Source organism: Streptomyces sp. NPDC058373 (genome assembly GCF_042723275.1).
In the GTDB taxonomy this organism is placed as follows: Bacteria; Actinomycetota; Actinomycetes; order Streptomycetales; family Streptomycetaceae; genus Streptomyces.
Genome location: NZ_JBHXJE010000014.1, coordinates 78,179 through 95,772 on the forward strand (window position 1 = coordinate 78,179; position 17,594 = coordinate 95,772).

A 17,594-nucleotide genomic window follows, 5' to 3' on the forward strand; every position below is an offset into this window, starting at 1 on the left:
AGCCCGAAGACCAGGACTGCGGGGTAGGGATCGGTGCACATCGTCATCATGGGCTGTGGCCGGGTGGGTTCCACGCTGGCGCAGACCCTGGAGCAGCAGGGGCACACGGTCGCCGTGGTCGACCAGGACCCCACGGCGTTCCGGCGCCTGGGCGCCGGGTTCGGCGGGCGCCGGGTCACCGGGGTCGGCTTCGACCAGGACACGCTGCGCGAGGCCGGGATCGAGGAGGCGGGCGCGTTCGCCGCGGTGAGCAGCGGCGACAACTCCAACATCATCGCCGCCCGGGTCGCCCGCGAGACCTTCGGCATCGAGAACGTCGCCGCCCGTATCTACGACCCCCGGCGCGCCGAGGTCTACCAGCGGCTCGGCATCCCCACCGTGGCCACGGTCCGCTGGACCGCCGACCAGATGCTGCGCAGGCTGCTGCCCTCCGGGGCGGAGCCGCTGTGGCGGGACCCGACGGGCGGGGTGCAGCTCGCCGAGGTCTACACCTCGCCGGTGTGGATCGGCCAGAAGATCAGCCGGCTCCAGGAGGAGACGGGGGTGCGGGTGGCGTTCCTGACCCGGCTGGGCGAGGCGATGCTGCCGACCTCCCAGACGGTGCTCCAGGAGGGCGACCTCGTACACGTGATGATGCGTCCCGAGGACGTCGCCGAGGTCGAGGCGGCGTTCGCCGAGGGGCCCGAGGAGGACGGACACCGATGAGGGTCGCCATTGCCGGGGCGGGGGCCGTGGGCCGGTCGATCGCCGGTGAGCTGCTGGAGAACGGCCACGAGATCCTGCTGATCGACAAGACACCGAGCGCGATCTCGGTGGAGCGGGTGCCGCGCGCCGAGTGGCTGCTCGCCGACGCCTGCGAGATCACCTCGCTGGACGAGGCGGCGCTCCAGCGCTGCCACGTGGTGATCGCCGCCACCGGGGACGACAAGGTCAACCTGGTGGTGTCGCTGCTGGCCAAGACGGAGTACGGCGTCCCGCGCGTCGTCTCCCGGGTGAACAACCCGAAGAACGAGTGGCTCTTCAACGAGTCCTGGGGTGTCGACGTCGCCGTCTCCACCCCCCGCCTGATGTCGGCCCTGGTCGAGGAGGCGGTGAGCGTCGGTGACCTGGTCCGCCTGCTGCGCTTCAGCCAGGGCGACGCCAACCTGGTCGAGCTGACGCTCCCCCCGGAGTCCACCCTGGCCGGCATCCGCGTCGGCGACGTCCGCTGGCCCGAGGACACCTCCCTGGTCACCATCATCCGGGGCTCCCGCGTCCTGGCCCCGACCCCGGACGACTCCCTGGAGCCCGGCGACGAACTCCTCTTCGTGGCCGCCCAGGCCCGCGAGGAACAGTTGGAGGAACTCCTCTCGGCCCGGCACGGCACGGGCGGCGGCCCGGGCAGCCCCCGACAAGACCGGCCGCGCGACAACTGACCGGCAGATCAAGCCCGGCAAGCTCAAACCCGGCCGGCGCTTGAGGCCACCCCGGCCCAGCCGAAGGGCCCGGAACCAGACCGGTTCCGGGCCCTTCGGGGTACGGGACGGCGCCGGCCGAGAGCGTCAGCTCTCCCCGCGCCGAGCGGCCTCGCGCTCCTTCTCGGCCTTCTCCTCGGCCTCCATCTCGGCGAAGACGTCGATGGGCGCGGGCGCCTTCGCCAGGAAGACCCAGGTCAGCCACACCGCCAGCAGGAACGGCGGGATCTTCAGCGACACCAGCACCCAGCCCAGCTGCGTCGTGTCGGCCCACCAGTAGAGCGGGAAGAGGATGGCGCACTTGGCGAGAAGGATGAACCCCCAGGCGTAGCTGGCCCGGGTGTACGCCTTCTTGCGGCCGGGGTTGCGCGTCCGCCAGGAGAGGTTCTCCTTGAAGATCGGCCCGAGGATCAGCCCGATCAGCGGCACCCCCGCGACGGCAGTGCCGATGTACGCGACGGCCAGCCCCAGCGTGTAGACCATGCCGGGCAGATAGAAGTCCTTGGCGTTGCCCGTCATCATCGCGAAGACCACACCGAAGGCGACGCCGAAGACACCGCTGAAGGCGTGCTTGACGGTGTCCCGCCGCACCAGCCGGGCGACACCCAGCACCAGGGAGACGGCGAGCGCCGCGATGGCGGAGACGTGCAGGTCGGCGTTGACCGTGTAGATGGTCACGAAGAGCAGGCCCGGCAGGACCGTCTCGACCATGCCGCGGACCCCGCCGAACGCCTCGAAGAGGGCGGCCTCGGTGACGGCGCGGGCCGCCGCCTCCTCGCTCTGCTCCGCGGCGGGGGGCTGGGGGTCGGTGGCGCTGTGGGGGGCGTCGGCGTCGGACGCCGCACTCCGGTGGTCGGTCGGCTTGTCGATGGACGTCACCGGTCACTCCCGTCCGAGCGGTCTCAGTTCGTACTTCGGGTTGAACAGCGTGCGGCGGCCGTGGCTCATGGCGACCCGGCCCGAGGCGATCAGCTTGCGGCCCGGCTCGATGCCGGTGATGGAGCGCCGGCCGAGCCAGACCACGTCGAGCGAGCCGGAGCCGTCGAACAGCTCCGCCTCCAGCGCGGGCACCCCCGCCCGGGGACGGAGGGTGACCGTGCGCAAGGTACCAGTAACGGTGACCATCTCACGGTCGCCGCAGGTGTCGATCCGGGCGCAGCCGCTGGTCGCGGACTCCTCGCGGAGCTCGTCGGACTCGAGCCGCTCCGGGGAGGCGGAGATGTCCGACAGCCGGTCCAGCATGCGCCGGAACCGTCCGGCGGGCTTCTCGGGACGCGGGGCTGCACTCATGGATGCAGCCTACCCAAGCACGGCCGCCGGGCGGAGGTCACGCCGCCGTCACCCCTGCGGGCGGCGCTCGAACCGGTATCCCATTCCGGGCTCGGTGATGAAGTGGCGCGGGTGGGCCGGGTCGGTCTCCAGCTTGCGGCGCAGCTGGGCCATGTAGACGCGCAGGTAGTTGGACTCGGTGCCGTAGGAAGGGCCCCAGACCTCCTGGAGGAGCTGCTTCTGGCTGACCAGGCGGCCGGTGTTGCGGACCAGGACCTCCAGCAGGTGCCATTCGGTGGGGGTGAGCCGCACGTCGCGGCCCTGGCGGTGGACGCGCTTGGCGGCGAGGTCGACGGTGAAGTCCGCGGCGTCCACCACCTCCGCCTCCTCGTCGGCGGCGGCCGGCTCGGTGCGGCGGACGGCGGCGCGCAGCCGGGCCAGCAGCTCGTCCATGCCGAACGGCTTGGTGACGTAGTCGTCGGCCCCCGCGTCGAGCGCCTGCACCTTCTCGTCGGAGCTCTGCCGGGCGGAGAGCACCAGCACCGGGACGCGCGTCCAGGAGCGCAGGCCGCGGATGACGTGGACGCCGTCCATGTCGGGCAGGCCGAGGTCCAGGACGATCACGTCGGGGTGGCGCTCGGCGGCGAGCCGGAGCGCGGTGGTGCCGTCGCCGGCGGAGTCGACCTCGTACTTCCGTGCCCGGAGGTTCAGCTCCAGGGCACGGACGATCTGCGGTTCGTCGTCGACCACGAGGACCCGGGTCATCTCGGGGTGCCTTTCTGTCCGGTCGCGGGTCATGACGTGACCTGCGCGGGAAGTACGGTACGGGCCCCGCCGCGGCCGCCGGTGGCCGCCCTCAGGGTCAGGACCATGGTGAGGCCGCCGCCGGGGGTGTCCTCGGCGTTGAGGGTGCCGCCCATGGCCTCGGCGAAGCCGCGGGCGACGGCGAGGCCGAGGCCGACCCCTGCGCCGCGCGGGGCGTCACCGTACCGCTGGAAGGGGGCGAAGATCCGGTCCTTGGCGTCATCGGGCACCCCGGGGCCGCGGTCCATGACGCGCAGTTCCACCCGGTCACCGAGGGCGCTCGCGGCGACCAGCACGGGGGCGCCGTCGGGGGCGTACTTGACGGCGTTCTCCACGACGTTGGCGACGGAGCGCTCCAGCAGGCCGGGGTCGACGGCGACCATCGGCAGCGACTCGGGGATGTCCAGGTGGGCGCTGCCCTCCGGGACGCCGCCGAGCGCCATCGGGACCACCTCGTCCAGGTCGATCTCGCGGATCAGCGGGGTGACGGTGCCGGTCTGGAGGCGGGACATGTCGAGGAGGTTGCCGACGAGGTGGTCGAGGCGGTCGGCGCCGTGCTCGATGCTGGCCAGCAGCTCGGCCTGGTCCTGCTCGGACCAGGCGACGTCGTCGGAGCGGAGCGAGGAGACGGAGGCCTTGATCGCGGCGAGCGGGGTCCGCAGGTCGTGGCTGACGGCGGCGAGCAGGGCGGTGCGGATGCGGTTGCCCTCGGCGAGGCGGCGGGCCTGGTCGGCCTCGTCCTGGAGACGCTGGCGGTCCAGGACGACGGCGGCCTGGGCGGCGAAGGCGGCCAGCACGCGGCGGTCCTCGGCGGGCAGCACCCGGCCGCAGAGGGCGAGCGCCATGTGGTCACCGACGGGCATGTCCACGTCGGCGTCCTCGGGGCGCTCCAGCGGGCGGGGGCCGACGCTGCCGGCGCAGGTCCAGGGGGCCCGGTCGTCCTCGCGCTCCAGCAGGGCGACGGACTCCATGGCGAAGGTCTCCCGGACCCGCTCCAGCAGGGCGTCGAGGGTGGTGGCGCCGCGCAGCACGCTGCCGGCGAGGAAGGAGAGGATCTCCGACTCGGCCCGGAGCCGGGCCGCCTGGTGGGTGCGGCGGGCGGCCAGGTCGACCACGGAGGCGACCGAGACGGCGACCGCGAAGGAGATCACTATGGCGACGATGTTCTCCGGGTCGGAGATCGTCAGGGTGCGGGTGGGCGGGGTGAAGTAGAAGTTGAGCAGGGCCGAGCAGAGCGCGGCGGAGGCCAGGGCCGGGAGCAGCCCGCCGACCAGGGCGGCGCCGACGGTCAGCGAGAGGAAGAGCAGCACGTCGTTGGCGAGGCCGGGACCGTGGTCGAGGGTGGAGAGCACGGTGGCGAGCAGGGCGGGGCCGCAGACCGCGATGAACCAGCCCCACAGGATGCGGGAGCGCCCGAGCCGCGCGCCGCGGGCCACCGGCAGGCCCCGGCCCTTGGCGACCTCCTCGTGGGTGACGATGTGCACGTCGAGGTCGGGTCCGGACTCGCGGGCCACCGTGACGCCGACGCCGGGCCCGAAGACGTACTGCCAGGCCTTGCGGCGGGAGGAGCCGAGGACGATCTGGGTGGCGTTGACGCCGCGGGCGAAGGCCAGCAGGGCGGAGGGGATGTCGTCGCCGATGACGTGGTGGAAGGTGCCGCCGAGGTCCTCGACCAGGGTCCGCTGGACCGCCAGCTCCTTCGGGGAGGCGGAGGTCAGGCCGCCGTCGCTGCGGGCGATGTAGACGGCGAGGATCTCGCTGCCGGAGCCCTTGGCGGCCATCCGCGCGGCGCGGCGGATCAGGGTGCGGCCCTCGGGTCCGCCGGTCAGGCCGACCACGATGCGTTCGCGGGCCTGCCAGGTGGAGCGGATGTTGTGCTCGCCCCGGTACTTCTGGAGGTACTCGTCGGCCCGGTCGGCGGTCCAGAGCAGGGCCAGTTCGCGCAGGGCGGTGAGGTTGCCGGGGCGGAAGTAGTTGGAGAGGGCGGCGTCGACCTTGTCGGACTGGTAGACGTTGCCGTGGGCGAGGCGGCGGCGGAGCGCCTGGGGCGACATGTCGACCAGTTCGATCTGGTCGGCGCGGCGGACCACCTCGTCGGGGACGGTCTCCTGCTGCCGTACGCCGGTTATCGCCTCGACCACGTCGCCGAGGGATTCCAGGTGCTGGATGTTGACGGTGGAGATCACCGAGATCCCGGCGGCCAGCAGCTCCTCGATGTCCTGCCAGCGCTTGGCGTTCCGCGCGCCGGGGGCGTTGGTGTGGGCCAGCTCGTCCACCAGGGCCACCGCCGGGCGCCGGGCGAGGACCGCCTCGACGTCCATCTCGGGCGCGGCCGGCGTCCCCTCGGGCCCGTCGGGGCCGCCCAGGGGCTCGATGAGCTCCAGCCCTTCGAGGAGGGCGCGGGTGCGGGGCCGGTCGTGGTGGGCGACGAAGCCGATCACGCAGTCGGTGCCGCGGCCGACCCGGCGGTGCGCCTCGGAGAGCATCGCGTAGGTCTTGCCGACGCCCGGTGCGGCGCCCAGATAGATGCGCAGTGTGCCTCGTCCCATGGCCCCATTGTCCGCGAGCGCGCGGCGGGCCCGGACCGGGTCTCGCCGGCTCCTGGGCGCCCCCTGGCGGCTACTGCTCGGTGAGCTCCCCGTCGGAGAGTTCCAGGACGCGGTCGGCCAGGCCGAGCAGGGTGGTGTCGTGGGTGGCGACCAGGGCGGTGACCCGCTCGCTGCGGACCACGGCGCGCAGCAGCTCCATGACGGCGAGGCCGGTCTCCGCGTCGAGCTGGCCGGTCGGTTCGTCGGCGATGAGCAGGGCGGGGCGGTTGGCGAGGGCGCGGGCGATGGCGACGCGCTGCTGCTGGCCTCCGGAGAGTTCGCCGGGGCGCTGGCGGGTGTGGTCGGCGAGGCCCACCAGGGAGAGGAGCAGCGCGACGCGCTCCTCGCGCTCGGCGGCCTCGGCGCGGCGCAGCCGCAGCGGCACGCCCACGTTCTCGGCGGCGCTCAGCACGGGGATCAGCCCGAAGGACTGGAAGATGAAGCCGATCCGGTCGCGGCGCAGCTCCAGCAGGCCCTTCTCGCCGAGTCCGCGCAGCTCGCGGCCGTCCACCACGACGGAGCCGTCGTCGGGCTCGTCGAGGCCGCCGACGAGGTTGAGCAGGGTGGTCTTGCCGGACCCGGAGCGGCCCTTGAGGGCGACCAGTTCGCCGCGGGGGATGTCGAAGGAGACCCCGCGCAGCGCGTGCACGGCGCCCTTCCCGGTGCCGTACGACCGGCGCAGCCCGCGGACCTTGACCATCGGCTCCTCGCCGGTGCCCACCGCCGCGCCCGCGTCCTCGGTGAGCGTGCCGCCCCCTGCTGTCCGCCCCGCCATGTCCCACTCCCCCGTCGTGCCGTGCCGGGCGCCAGTATCGGTGGCCGCGCCCGGCCGGGCAAGGGGCGGCGGAAACCGGGTCAGCGGGCGGTGTAGCCGCCGTCGACCAGGTGGTAGCTGCCGTTCACGAAGGAGGCGCGGTCGGAGAGGAGGAAGGCGATGACCTCGGCGACCTCCTCGGAACGGCCGAGCCGGCCCGCGGGGTGGAGCTGGACCAGGCCGTCGTACGCCTGCTTCTCCATGCCCTGCAGCAGCGGGGTGTCGATGAAGCCGGGGCCGACGGCGTTGATCCGGACGCCCTGGGCGGCGTACTCGACGGCGGCGGACTTGGTCAGGCCGACCACGCCGTGCTTGGCGGCGACGTAGGCGGGGGAACCGGCGAAGCCGACCGAGCCGAGGATGGAGGCGGTGTTGACGATGGCGCCGCCGCCGGCCGCGAGGAGGGCCGGGATCTCGTACCGCATGGAGTGGAAGACGCCGTCGAGGTTGGTGCGGACGACGCGGTTCCAGACGTCGACGTCGTACTCGCCGGTGGGGGCGGAGTCGCCGCCGATCCCGGCGTTGTTGACGGCCAGGTGCAGGGCGCCGTACGTGGACTGGGCGAAGCGGACGCCGGACTCGACGGAGGCCGGGTCGGTCACGTCCACGGTGACGGCGGCCGCCTCGATGCCCTCGTCCTCCAGCGTGGCGGCGGCTGCCTCCGCGCCCTCGGCGTTGTAGTCGGCGATGACGACGCGGGCGCCGCCTTCGCCGAGGCGGCGGGCGGTGGCGAGGCCGATGCCGGAGGCGGCGCCGGTGACGAGGGCGGTGCGCCCGGCGAACTCGTCGGGGGAGACGGGCGTGGCGGTGGGGAGGGGTGCGCTGATGCTCATGGTGCTGTCTCTCTGTTCATGGTGCGTGGGGGGCCGCCAGGGCGACCTCCCCGAGGAGCACGTCGAAGCTCTGCTCGACCAGGTCGGGCAGGTGCTCGGCGCTGTCGGGGGCGCCGCGCCACCACTGGCGCAGGGCGGCCGTCAGGACGCCGGCGGCGGCGCCGACCACGACACCGGGACCGGGGTCCTTGGCCGGGTCGGTGCCGAGCCGCTCGGCGATGATGCGGACCGACTCCTCCTGGGCGTCGGCGCGGATGCGCTCGAAGGCGGCGAAGAGCGTGGGTTCGTCGTCCACGAGGGCCAGCAGGGAGCGCACCCGGGGCGAGTGGTGCCAGTTGGGGGTGCGGGTGCCGGCCAGCCAGTCGCGTACGGCGCGCCGGTAGGCGACGAGCGGGGGCTCCCAGGCCGGGCGGGCGCGGAGCGCGGCGTTGATGGCGGCGCCGTCGTCGCGGGTGAAGTCGAGCGCGGCGTCCTCCTTGCCGCCGAAGTGGCGGCTGAAGGTACGGCGCGTGACGTCCGCGCGGGCGGCGACGGCCTCGACGGTCACGGCGGTCAGGCCGCGTTCGAGGACGAGATCGAGGGCGGCCGCGGCGAGCGCGGTCCGGGTCCGCCGGGCCTTGAGCCGTCTGCGGTCCTCCCCCGAAGTCTCCGTCGCCTTCATGGTTGCGACGTTACTCCCGAGGCGTCCGGGAGGGACATGTGTCCCGGTGGGACGTACCTCTCAGCCGGGCGGGGCCATGACCGGGAACAAATCGGGGCGGTGCGGTTCCGCGCGTGGACCGTGCCGCCGCGGCTCCGGGCCGGTACGCGCGGCGGGGCGGGACAGCGCGACGGGCCGCACCCCTGACGAGGGTGCGGCCCGTGCGGCGGCGGTGTGCGGTGGTGCGGGCGGTCAGCGGATCTCGGTGATCTCCGGGCCGCGGGCGAGCTGGCCCATGCCGCCGGAGAAGCGGGAGGTCTGCTGGTCCTCCTGCTGGACCCCCTCGGGGACCATCTGGGCGTCGTCCGGGAGCTTCAGGACGATCGGGTCGCGGGGGGCCATCGGGCCCTCGCCGCGCACCACGACGGTGTCCTTGAAGATCTGCTCCAGGAGGCCGGCCGCCTGCGGCTGGACCGCGCCCTGGCCGGAGATGACCCCGCGCAGGAACCAGCGGGGCCCGTCGACGCCGACGAACCGGACGACCTGGTAGCCGCTCTTGCCGTCGGGCAGCTGGACGGGGACCTGCGCGCGCAGCTCCCAGCCGAGCGGGCCCTCGACCTCGTCGATGATGCCGCCCTGCTGGGTGATGCCGGAGCCGATCTCCTCTCGGACCTCGCCCCAGATCCCCTCCTTCTTCGGGGCGGCGAAGCCCTGGAGCTGGATGGCGCTGTCCCGCAGGACCACGGTGGCGGCGACGATGGCGTCCCCGGCCACCTCCACGCGCAGCTCCATGCCCTCCACCCCGGGCACGAACAGACCGCCGAGGTCGACGCGGCCCTCACCGGGCTCGCGGACCTCCGAGGCGTCCCAGGGGCCGTCGGGGCGCGGGGCCGGCGGCAGCGCCGTCCGGCGCGTCCCCGTGTCCTCGCTCTCCTCGGCCTGCCCGGTCTCGCCGGTCACGTCCGCCGTGTCGTCGGCGGAGTCGGTCTTCTTGCGACGTCCGAACACGTCACTGTCCTTCCCGGTCGGATACGACCGAAGCGTAGTGGTTCCCACCCTCGCCGCCGCCCACGGCGGAATGTCCGCCGGTGGACCCGAAGCCCCCTTCGGCCCGCACCGAGCCGGGAAGCTCCGACACTTCGTGAAAGCGCACCGTCTCGACCTGCTGGACGACCAGTTGGGCGATCCGGTCGAAGCGCTCGAACCGCACGCTCTCGCGCGGGTCGAGGTTGACCACGATCACCTTGATCTCCCCACGGTACCCGGCATCAATCGTCCCCGGGGCATTCACCAGCGCAAGGCCGCAGCGGGCCGCGAGGCCCGAGCGGGGGTGGACGAAGGCGGCGTACCCCTCGGGCAGCGCGATCGAGATCCCGGTGGGCAGCACCACCCGCTCCCCCGGGGCGAGCACGGCCGCCTCGGTGGTGCGCAGGTCGGCGCCGGCGTCGCCGGGGTTGCCGTAGGAGGGCAGCGGGACGTCGGGGTCCAGTCGCCGTACGCGGAGGTCGAGCGGGAGGCGGGTCACGGGTTCACCTCGAAGGCGCGGACGCGGCGGAGCTGGTCGGGGTCGTCCATGGCGGCCCGGATCTCCTCGGGGCGGCCGTTCTCGGTGAAGTGCTCGACCTTGACCTCGACGAAGAGCGCGTCGGCGCGGACCGCGAGCGGGCCGTCCGGGGCGTTCAGGCGGCCCTCGGCGGTGGCGTAGATCTTGCGGCCGTCGACGGCGGTGACCTCGGCGGAGAGGTGCAGCACGGTGCCGACCGGTACGGGGCGCAGGTAGTCGGTCTCCAGGCGGCCGGTGACCGAGATGACGCGCAGCAGCCAGTTGAGGGCGCCCAGGGTGTCGTCGAGGGCGGTGGCGAGCAGGCCGCCGTGGGCGAGGCCGGGGGCGCCCTGGTGCTCGGGGCGTACCAGGAACTCGGCGGTCACCGAGACGTCCTCGCCGGCCGTCGCCGCGAGGTGCAGTCCGTGCGGCTGGTCGCCGCCGCAGCCGAAACAGTGCTCGTAATGCGTACCGATGGGCTCGCCGGGGGCCGGGGCATCGGGATGCCGCACCGGCGCCAGGGCGCTGTCCGGGGGCGTCAACGCAGGTGTTCGTCCACTCACAGGCGCAGACCTTACCCGTGCGTCGGCTCTCGGCAGGCACCGTGCCAAGCTTGATCCCATGCATCCCAACACTCCGCAGTACACCGAGCGGCTCACCGCACCCCGCACCTGGTGGGCGCTGGTGGCGATCGTCGGCATCACCTCGGCCCTCATCGTGCTGCCGCTCGGCGTGCTGGCGATGCTCGGCGGCCTGGTCGTCGGCACGGCGATCGGCGCGGCGGGGCTGAGCACCTACGGCTCGGCGCAGATCCGCGTGGTGGGGGACGCGCTGGTCGCGGGCGACGCGCGCATCCCGCTGGCGGCGCTCGGCGCGGCGCAGCCGCTGGACGCCGAGGAGACCGTGGCGTGGCGCAGCCACAAGGCGGACCCGCGGGCGTTCATGCTGCTGCGCAGCTACATCCCGACGGCCCTGCGCGTCGAGGTCACCGACCCGGCCGACCCGACGCCGTACCTGTACCTCTCCACCCGCCACCCGGAGCGCCTGGCGGCGGCGCTGGCACCTGTACGCGAGGGATGACGCACGGGGCGCGTCGGGCGTGGGGTCGGCGGGTCCGCCCTCCGGGCCGGGGTGGGGGCGCGCTCGGCACCGGCCCCGGTACCGGTGGGGTGGCCTCAAACGCCGGCCGGGCTTGATTTCGGCCGGCGTCCGACACCCACCTCAGGTCACCGCGAGCCCGGCTCGCAACCGGGCCCGTTCAAGCCCGGCCGGCGCTTGAGGCCACCCCGCCCGAGCCCCACGAGGGCGGAACCCGGACGGATACGCCAGGCACGGGTGGCAGGCCGCTACGGCGGGCGGGCGCGGCGGTGCCGCTACGGCCGGGGGTGTCCCGCGGAGGCGGGCGGGAATCGGGGGCCGGACCATGAGCCGGCCGAGTCGGGGCGCCGCTCAGGCGTCTCCTTCGTCGCGGGCGTCGCGAGGGCCGGGCCGGTCGGCGCGCTCCGCCTCCTCGGCCCCGAAGGCCACCGGAGGCAACCCGGGCTTCTCCAGCGGCGGGAGCCCGGTGAGCCGGTCCCAGGGAACCTGCGCGGCGCGCAAGTCCTTGCGGACGCGCTCGGCGAGCTTGCGGGTGTCGCGGCGGTTCATGACGGCGCCGACGGCCGCGCCCACCATGAAGGGGACGAGGTTCGGAAGGTTGCGGATCATGCGTTTGGTGATCTGCTGGCGCAGTTCGCGCTTGAGCGGCCCGCTGAGCGCCGTGGTGACGGTGAGCGGGCGGATCACGTCGATGCCCCGCTCGTGGGTCCAGGAGGTCAGGTAGGCGGCGGCACGGCGGGCCGGGCCGCCCTCGGGACGCTGTCCGTAGACCTCGTGGAGCTCGGCGATGAGTTTGATCTCTATCGCGGCCACGGCGGTGATCTCCGCGGCCAGTTCGGCCGGCATGGCCGGCGGGACCGGGAGCATGGCGGCGGCGCCCACTGAGGCCCCCACGGTGGAGGTGCCGTGGGCGGCGCCGTTGATGAGCCGGTCCGCGAGCTGCTCGGGGCCGAGGCCCGGGAACTGCTCGCGGAGGGTGTGCAGATCGCGCACCGGGACGCGGGGGGCGATCTCGATGACGCGGTCGGCGAGGATGCCGAGTCCGGCCTTGGCGTTGCGCCCGTGCCGGATCAGCCCGTCCCGTACGGCCGCCACGCGGCCTGGGGCGGGTGTGGACGTCAGGGACGTCGACGGGCCTTCCCCCGTGCCCGTACCGCCGTCCTGGGGCCCTGGAGCCCCGTCCGCGGTGTTCTCTGCTTCGAGCGAGGCCCCAAGGCCCCGCTCGCCGTCAGATACCGCCGGGGACGGCGAGCCGTCCCCCCGCCGCTTGCGGAAGGGGAACTTCCGCGGCGGTCTCGTGCCTGTCACGGCCGGCCTGCCTCAGTCGCAGTCGCGGCAGATGGGCTGGCCGTTCTTCTCGCGCGCGAGCTGGCTCCTGTGGTGCACCAGGAAGCAGCTCATGCAGGTGAACTCGTCCTGCTGCTTGGGCAGCACCCGGACGGCCAGCTCCTCGTTGGAGAGGTCCGCCCCGGGAAGTTCGAGGCCCTCTGCGGCCTCGAACTCGTCGACGTCGACCGTGGAGGTGGACTTGTCGTTCCTCCGGGCCTTGAGTTCCTCGATGCTGTCCTCGTTGAGGTCGTCATCGGTCTTGCGTGGGGTGTCGTAGTCCGTTGCCATGTCAGCTCTCCCCCTCTGGGTGTCTGTGATATCTCCAGCGCGGTAACGCCTGGGAGGCCGGACTTGTGCCCGACCTGAGGCGGAGATTTTGCCTCACATCAAGGTCTGTTACTCAATCGACACCCAAACGCACCTCGGAAGAGGTGATCGTCTTGGATGGCGAAGGGGACCGTACACGGTCCCGGCGCCCCGCCCCGCACGGGCCACCTTGTGCACTTCCCGTGATCGCGACCCCGGAAAACCCGCAATTTGCAGGGTTTCCAGGGGCCTTTGCGGTCACGGAGAGTAGAAGGACGATCATTCAATCCTGTGATCGATCACACAGCGGAGAACCGGTTGCAGGCCGGGAAAATTCCGCTCAAAGCGAACAAGGAAACGAATGCCCCGAGGGGCGTTACAGGGGAAGTGTGACACGCATCACGAGTCCTCCGCCTTCCCTCGGCTCCGCGGTGATCCGTCCGCCGTGCGCCCGGGTCACCGACCGGACGATCGACAGGCCGAGCCCGACGCCCTTGTCGCTGCCGGTCCGCTCGGTCCTCAGCCGCCGGAACGGCTCGAAGAGCTGATCGATCTCGTACGCCGGGACCACCGGCCCGGTGTTGGTCACGATCAGCACCGCCTGCCCGTGCTGGAGCTCGGTGACCACCTCCGCCCAGCCGCCCTCGCCGGGCGGCAGGTTGTAGCGCACGGCGTTCTGCGTGAGGTTCAGGGCGATCCGCTCCAGCAGGACGCCGTTGCCCTGGACGATCGCCTCGGCGATGCGCGGGCGCAGCTCGACGCCGCGCTGGTCGGCCTCGCCGCGCACCTGCTCGACGGCGCGGGTGGCGACCTCGCCGAGGTCCACCGGTTTGCGCTCGACGATCTGGTTGTCGCTGCGGGCCAGCAGGAGCAGGCCCTCCACGAGCTGCTCGCTCCGCTCGTTGGTGGCGAGCAGGCTCTTGCCGAGCTGCTGGAGCTCGGGGGGCGCGCCGGGGTCGGAGAGCTGCACCTCCAGCAGGGTCCGGTTGATCGCCAGCGGGGTGCGCAGCTCGTGCGAGGCGTTGGCGACGAACCGCTGCTGGGCGGTGAAGGCCCGCTCCAGGCGGTCCAGCATGTCGTCGAAGGTGTCGGCCAGCTCCTTCAGCTCGTCGTCCGGCCCGTCCAGCTCGATCCGCCGGGAGAGGTCGGAACCGGCCACGCTCCGCGCGGTCCGGGTGATCCGGCCCAGCGGGGCGAGGACCCGTCCTGCCATGGCGTAGCCGAAGGCGAAGGCGATCACGCTGAGGCCGATCAGCGCCAGCAGCGAGCGGCTCAGCAGATCGTCCAGCGCCTGCTGGCGCTGGTGGTCGATGCAGAGCTTCATCGCGTCGTTGAAGACGTCGGAGCTGGTGAACCGGCGCCCCGAGAGGGCCGGGCAGACGTTGCTGTTGATCGTCATCTCGCCGGTCACCACCTGGAAGGGCAGCTCGTTGCCGACGTGGACCGCCTGGGCGGCCAGCAGGTAGATGATCGACAGCAGCAGGATGCCCGCGATGAGGAACATGCCGCCGTAGAGCAGGGTGAGCCGTATCCGGATGGTGGGCCGCAGCCACGCCTGCTGCGGCGGGCGGCGCGGGTCCCAGGTGGGCTTGGGGGGCGCGGGGGGCGGCGCCGGGCTCGCGGCCACGCCGGTCAGATCCGGTAGCCGGAGCCGGGCACGGTGACGATGACCGCGGGCTCGCCCAGCTTGCGGCGGAGCGTCATGACGGTGACCCGGACCACGTTGGTGAACGGGTCGGTGTTCTCGTCCCAGGCCTTCTCCAGCAGCTGCTCGGCGGAGACGACGGCACCCTCGCTGCGCAGCAGCACCTCCAGGACGGCGAACTCCTTCGGGGCGAGCTGGATCTCGCGGCCGTCCCGGAAGACCTCGCGGCGGTTGGGGTCGAGCTTGATCCCGGCGCGCTCCAGGACGGGCGGCAGCGGGAGGCTGGTGCGGCGGCCCAGCGCGCGGACCCGGGCGATCAGCTCGGTGAAGGCGAAGGGCTTGGGGAGGTAGTCGTCGGCGCCGATCTCCAGCCCCTCGACGCGGTCGCTGACGTCACCGGAGGCGGTGAGCATCAGGACCCGGGTGGGCATCTGGAGCTCGACCACCTTGCGGCAGACGTCGTCGCCGTGGACCAGCGGGAGGTCCCGGTCGAGGACGATCACGTCGTAGTCGTTGACGCCGATGCGCTCCATCGCCGCGGCCCCGTCGTACACGACGTCGACGGCCATGGCCTCCCGGCGCAGTCCGGTGGCCACCGCATCGGCGAGCAGCTGCTCGTCCTCGACGACGAGTACACGCACGTCGCTGGTCCTTTCGCAGGGCACCCCTAGCCGGGCGCCGGTCCTTCGGATGGGGCTCCATCCTGCCCCTTTCGGCCATAAACCGGCGGTAAGGCGAGAGCCTCCCCAGTAGGAAGGAACGATTCCGCAAGTCGGCGGGACCCCCGAGGTTTCCGGCGTCCGGGCGGCGGGGAGGACGACTGCACACCCGCGATCACGCCTGGCATGTGGCTCATGCCACGTCTCGCATTCCCCGGCGGAGCCGCCCCAGTCGTGATCACCCCTTTTTCGAGGCACACCCCCGTGCCGCCGACCCACCCACCTTGACGAGGGGGCGCACCATGGACGCTTTCACCGCAGGTCTGCTTCAGCGCATAGAGGCCGCCGAGTCGGATCTGACCCGGGCCCAGGAGACCGGGGACGACTTCCTGGCCGAGGTCGAGCAGGGCGAACTGGAGGATCTCCAGCGCCTGGCCGCCGAGCACGGCGTCCAGCTCCACCAGGCCTCCACCGCCTGACGCACACCCACCGAGCAGCACGAGCCGCGCGTACGAAGCCGGGCCCCGGCCCCTCTGCCGAGAGGGGGTCGGGGCCCGGCTTCGTGCGCGTGGCTCGTGCGCGGTCTCCGGTCAGCCCAGGGTGCCGTCGTGCCAGGCCCCGTAGGCCTCCAGGCGCTCCTGGAGCGGCTCGAAGAGCCCGGGCGGGGCCGCCACCGCCAGCTCGGTGGAGGCGGGCGCTCCGGGGCGCCCGCCGGTGAGGGCGCCGGCCTCCCGGGCGATCAGCTCCCCGGCCGCGTAGTCCCAGGGGTTGAGGCCGCGCTCGTAGTACGCGTCGAGGCGGCCGGTGGCGACGTCGCACAGGTCGATGGCGGCGGAGCCGCCCCGGCGGATGTCGCGGACCTCGGGGATGATCCGGGCGGCGACCGCGGCCTGGTGGGCCTTGCGCTCGTGGAGGTAGCCGAAGCCGGTGCCGACCAGGGCGCGGTCCAGCGCCGGGGCCGCGTTGACCCGGGCCGGGGTGTCGTCCAGGTGGGCGCCGCCCCCCAGGACGGCCCGGCAGGTCTCGCCGCGCATCGGCGCGTGGACGACGCCGACGACCGTCACGCCGTCGCGTTCGGCGGCGATGGAGACGGCCCAGGCGGGACGGCCGTAGAGGTAGTTCACCGTGCCGTCGAGCGGGTCGATGATCCACTTCACGCCGCTGGTGCCCTCGGTGCTGGCCCCCTCCTCGCCGAGGAAGCCGTCCTCGGGGCGGCGGTCGGCGAGGAAGCCGGTGATCATCTTCTCGGAGGCGATGTCCATCTCGGTGACCACGTCGATGGCGCTGGTCTTGGTGGCGGCCACCGCGAGGTCGGCGGGGCGGCCGTCGCGCAGGAAGTCCCCGGCGCGGCGGGCGGCCTCCAGGGCGAGGGCGAGCAGTCCGGTGTTGGGGTCGGTCACGGGCTGGTTGCTCCTAGGTCGGGGGGGGGGAGGGTCCGGCGGGCAGGAAGGACGGGTCTCAGTCCATCCCGGCGGCGGCGGGGCGCGGGGAGCGGGCGGGGCAGCAGCCGACCGGGCAGAGGTCGTGGCTGGGGCCCAGCGCGCCGAGGGCGCAGCGGGCGGGGTGCTCGCCGCGTTCGGTGGCGGCCCGCTCCAGCAGGAGGTCGCGGACGGCGGCGGCGAAGCGCGGGTCGGCGCCGACGGTGGCGGAGCGGCGGACCGGCAGGCCCAGCTCGGCGGCCTTGGCGGTGGCCTCGGTGTCGAGGTCGTAGCGGACCTCCATGTGGTCCGAGACGAAGCCGATCGGCGCCATGACGACCGCCGGGACACCGGCCGCGTGCCGCTCCTCCAGGTGGTCGCAGATGTCGGGCTCCAGCCACGGGATGTGCGGGGCGCCGCTGCGCGACTGGTAGACGAGGGACCAGGAGTGGTCGACACCGGTGCGCGTCCGGACCGCGTCAGCGATCACCCGGGCGACATCCAGGTGCTGCGCCACGTACGCGCCGCCGTCGCCGTGGTCCTCCCGGGGGCCGGAGGTGTCGGCGGCGGCGTCCGGGATGGAATGGGTGGTGAAGGCGATCTCAGCGCCGTCGCGTACCTCTTCGGGCAGGTCGGCGAGGGAGGCGAGCACCCCGTCGATCATCGGCTCCAGGAAGCCCGGGTGGTTGAAGTAGTGGCGGAGCTTGTCGACGCGCGGCACCGGCAGCCCCTCCCCCTGAAGCACCGCCAGCGCGTCGGCGAGGTTCTCGCGGTACTGGCGGCAGCCGGAGTACGAGGCGTACGCGCTGGTGGCGAGGACGGCGATGCGGCGGTGCCCGTCCTTGACCATCTCCCGCAGGGTGTCCGGCAGGTACGGGCTCCAGTTGCGGTTGCCCCAGTAGGTGGGCAGCTCCAGGCCGTGCTCCGCGAAGTCGGCGCGCAGGGCGTCGAGGAGGTCGCGGTTCTGGGCGTTGATGGGGCTGATCCCGTCGAACAGGTAGTAGTGCTGCCCCACCTCCTTCAGCCGCTCCTCGGGGATTCCGCGGCCTCGCGTCACGTTCCGCAGGAAGGGGACGACGTCGCCAGGTCCCTCGGGGCCGCCGAAGGAGAGCAGCAGGAGGGCGTCGTAGGGGGTGGCATCGCGCACATCGGACATGTCTCGATCCTGCCACTCGCCCGCCCGCGCGAGGAACC

At 73.2% G+C, this 17,594-nt stretch carries 20 protein-coding genes; 4 read left to right on the forward strand and 16 right to left on the reverse strand.

The genetic code is table 11. From position 1 onward, the window contains the following. The first annotated feature begins 33 nt into the window (after nt 1–33). Both ACFWMZ_RS11645 and ACFWMZ_RS11650 read left to right on the forward strand, forming a co-directional pair. Nucleotides 34–705 (forward strand): NAD-binding protein, encoded by a 672-nt coding sequence (locus ACFWMZ_RS11645; RefSeq protein ID WP_383176301.1) that lies wholly within the window; start codon nt 34–36, stop codon nt 703–705. Continuing rightward, the gene (locus ACFWMZ_RS11650) at nt 702–1,415 is read left to right on the forward strand and encodes a potassium channel family protein (RefSeq protein ID WP_383201048.1); all 714 of its coding nucleotides are present in this window, start codon (nt 702–704) and stop codon (nt 1,413–1,415) included. The genes ACFWMZ_RS11645 and ACFWMZ_RS11650 overlap by 4 nt, the downstream gene beginning before the upstream one ends. 126 nt (nt 1,416–1,541) lie before the next feature. On the opposite strand, the gene ACFWMZ_RS11655 is transcribed toward ACFWMZ_RS11650, so the two are convergent. From ACFWMZ_RS11655 to ACFWMZ_RS11700, 10 genes are all read right to left on the reverse strand, one after another. After that, a complete protein-coding gene (locus ACFWMZ_RS11655; protein WP_383176295.1) occupies nt 1,542–2,333 on the reverse strand; it encodes a DUF3159 domain-containing protein in 792 nt (263 codons plus the stop codon). Nucleotides 2,334–2,336: 3 nt separating this feature from the next. Next, on the reverse strand, nt 2,337–2,744 hold the full coding sequence (locus tag ACFWMZ_RS11660) for an OB-fold nucleic acid binding domain-containing protein (RefSeq protein WP_383176292.1): 408 nt from the start codon (nt 2,742–2,744) through the stop codon (nt 2,337–2,339). Nucleotides 2,745–2,792: 48 nt separating this feature from the next. Beyond that, nucleotides 2,793–3,488 carry a response regulator gene (locus tag ACFWMZ_RS11665; protein ID WP_383176289.1) on the reverse strand — a complete coding sequence of 232 codons (696 nt, stop codon included), beginning with the start codon at nt 3,486–3,488 and terminating at the stop codon, nt 2,793–2,795. 29 nt (nt 3,489–3,517) lie between these two features. After that, complete coding sequence (locus ACFWMZ_RS11670; RefSeq protein ID WP_383176286.1) at nt 3,518–6,076, reverse strand: ATP-binding protein; 2,559 nt, start codon at nt 6,074–6,076, stop codon at nt 3,518–3,520. A gap of 70 nt (nt 6,077–6,146) precedes the next feature. Next, a complete protein-coding gene (locus ACFWMZ_RS11675) occupies nt 6,147–6,890 on the reverse strand; it encodes an ABC transporter ATP-binding protein (RefSeq protein WP_383201051.1) in 744 nt (247 codons plus the stop codon). A gap of 80 nt (nt 6,891–6,970) precedes the next feature. Then, a complete protein-coding gene (locus ACFWMZ_RS11680; RefSeq protein ID WP_383176279.1) occupies nt 6,971–7,762 on the reverse strand; it encodes an SDR family NAD(P)-dependent oxidoreductase in 792 nt (263 codons plus the stop codon). Nucleotides 7,763–7,778: 16 nt separating this feature from the next. Beyond that, nucleotides 7,779–8,423 carry a TetR/AcrR family transcriptional regulator gene (locus ACFWMZ_RS11685; protein WP_383201054.1) on the reverse strand — a complete coding sequence of 215 codons (645 nt, stop codon included), beginning with the start codon at nt 8,421–8,423 and terminating at the stop codon, nt 7,779–7,781. Between the two features lie 231 nt (nt 8,424–8,654). Beyond that, a complete protein-coding gene (locus ACFWMZ_RS11690; protein WP_383176273.1) occupies nt 8,655–9,410 on the reverse strand; it encodes a DUF3710 domain-containing protein in 756 nt (251 codons plus the stop codon). A gap of 1 nt (nt 9,411) precedes the next feature. Then, entirely contained in the window at nt 9,412–9,927 is a 516-nt protein-coding gene (gene dut / locus ACFWMZ_RS11695) for a dUTP diphosphatase (protein WP_383176270.1), read from the reverse strand. After that, nucleotides 9,924–10,508: a PaaI family thioesterase gene (locus tag ACFWMZ_RS11700; protein WP_383176267.1), complete on the reverse strand. Its 585-nt coding sequence runs from the start codon at nt 10,506–10,508 to the stop codon at nt 9,924–9,926. Before ACFWMZ_RS11700 ends, dut begins: the two co-directional genes overlap by 4 nt. 58 nt (nt 10,509–10,566) lie before the next feature. Here ACFWMZ_RS11700 and ACFWMZ_RS11705 point away from each other — a divergent pair, with 58 nt between their 5' ends. Next, nucleotides 10,567–11,025: a DUF3093 domain-containing protein gene (locus tag ACFWMZ_RS11705; RefSeq protein WP_383176264.1), complete on the forward strand. Its 459-nt coding sequence runs from the start codon at nt 10,567–10,569 to the stop codon at nt 11,023–11,025. 369 nt (nt 11,026–11,394) lie between these two features. Here ACFWMZ_RS11705 and ACFWMZ_RS11710 read toward each other — a convergent pair whose 3' ends face one another. The 4 genes from ACFWMZ_RS11710 to ACFWMZ_RS11725 all read right to left on the reverse strand — a co-directional run bounded on the left by ACFWMZ_RS11710 (nt 11,395) and on the right by ACFWMZ_RS11725 (nt 14,964). Continuing rightward, nucleotides 11,395–12,351: a hypothetical protein gene (locus tag ACFWMZ_RS11710; protein ID WP_383176261.1), complete on the reverse strand. Its 957-nt coding sequence runs from the start codon at nt 12,349–12,351 to the stop codon at nt 11,395–11,397. A gap of 12 nt (nt 12,352–12,363) precedes the next feature. Continuing rightward, entirely contained in the window at nt 12,364–12,660 is a 297-nt protein-coding gene (locus ACFWMZ_RS11715) for a DUF4193 domain-containing protein (protein ID WP_003951337.1), read from the reverse strand. Between the two features lie 394 nt (nt 12,661–13,054). Further along, nucleotides 13,055–14,305: a sensor histidine kinase gene (locus ACFWMZ_RS11720; RefSeq protein WP_383201057.1), complete on the reverse strand. Its 1,251-nt coding sequence runs from the start codon at nt 14,303–14,305 to the stop codon at nt 13,055–13,057. A 5-nt stretch (nt 14,306–14,310) separates the two neighbouring features. Next, entirely contained in the window at nt 14,311–14,964 is a 654-nt protein-coding gene (locus ACFWMZ_RS11725) for a response regulator transcription factor (RefSeq protein WP_383176255.1), read from the reverse strand. A gap of 320 nt (nt 14,965–15,284) precedes the next feature. Here ACFWMZ_RS11725 and ACFWMZ_RS11730 point away from each other — a divergent pair, with 320 nt between their 5' ends. Then, the gene (locus ACFWMZ_RS11730; protein ID WP_383176252.1) at nt 15,285–15,461 is read left to right on the forward strand and encodes a hypothetical protein; all 177 of its coding nucleotides are present in this window, start codon (nt 15,285–15,287) and stop codon (nt 15,459–15,461) included. Nucleotides 15,462–15,572: 111 nt separating this feature from the next. On the opposite strand, the gene ACFWMZ_RS11735 is transcribed toward ACFWMZ_RS11730, so the two are convergent. Together ACFWMZ_RS11735 and ACFWMZ_RS11740 are read right to left on the reverse strand one after the other, a co-directional pair. Further along, nucleotides 15,573–16,382, reverse strand: a complete 810-nt coding sequence (locus tag ACFWMZ_RS11735; protein ID WP_383176249.1) for an inositol monophosphatase family protein — start codon at nt 16,380–16,382, stop codon at nt 15,573–15,575. A gap of 58 nt (nt 16,383–16,440) precedes the next feature. Then, a complete protein-coding gene (locus ACFWMZ_RS11740; protein ID WP_383201060.1) occupies nt 16,441–17,556 on the reverse strand; it encodes a ferrochelatase in 1,116 nt (371 codons plus the stop codon). Nucleotides 17,557–17,594: the final 38 nt, after the last annotated feature.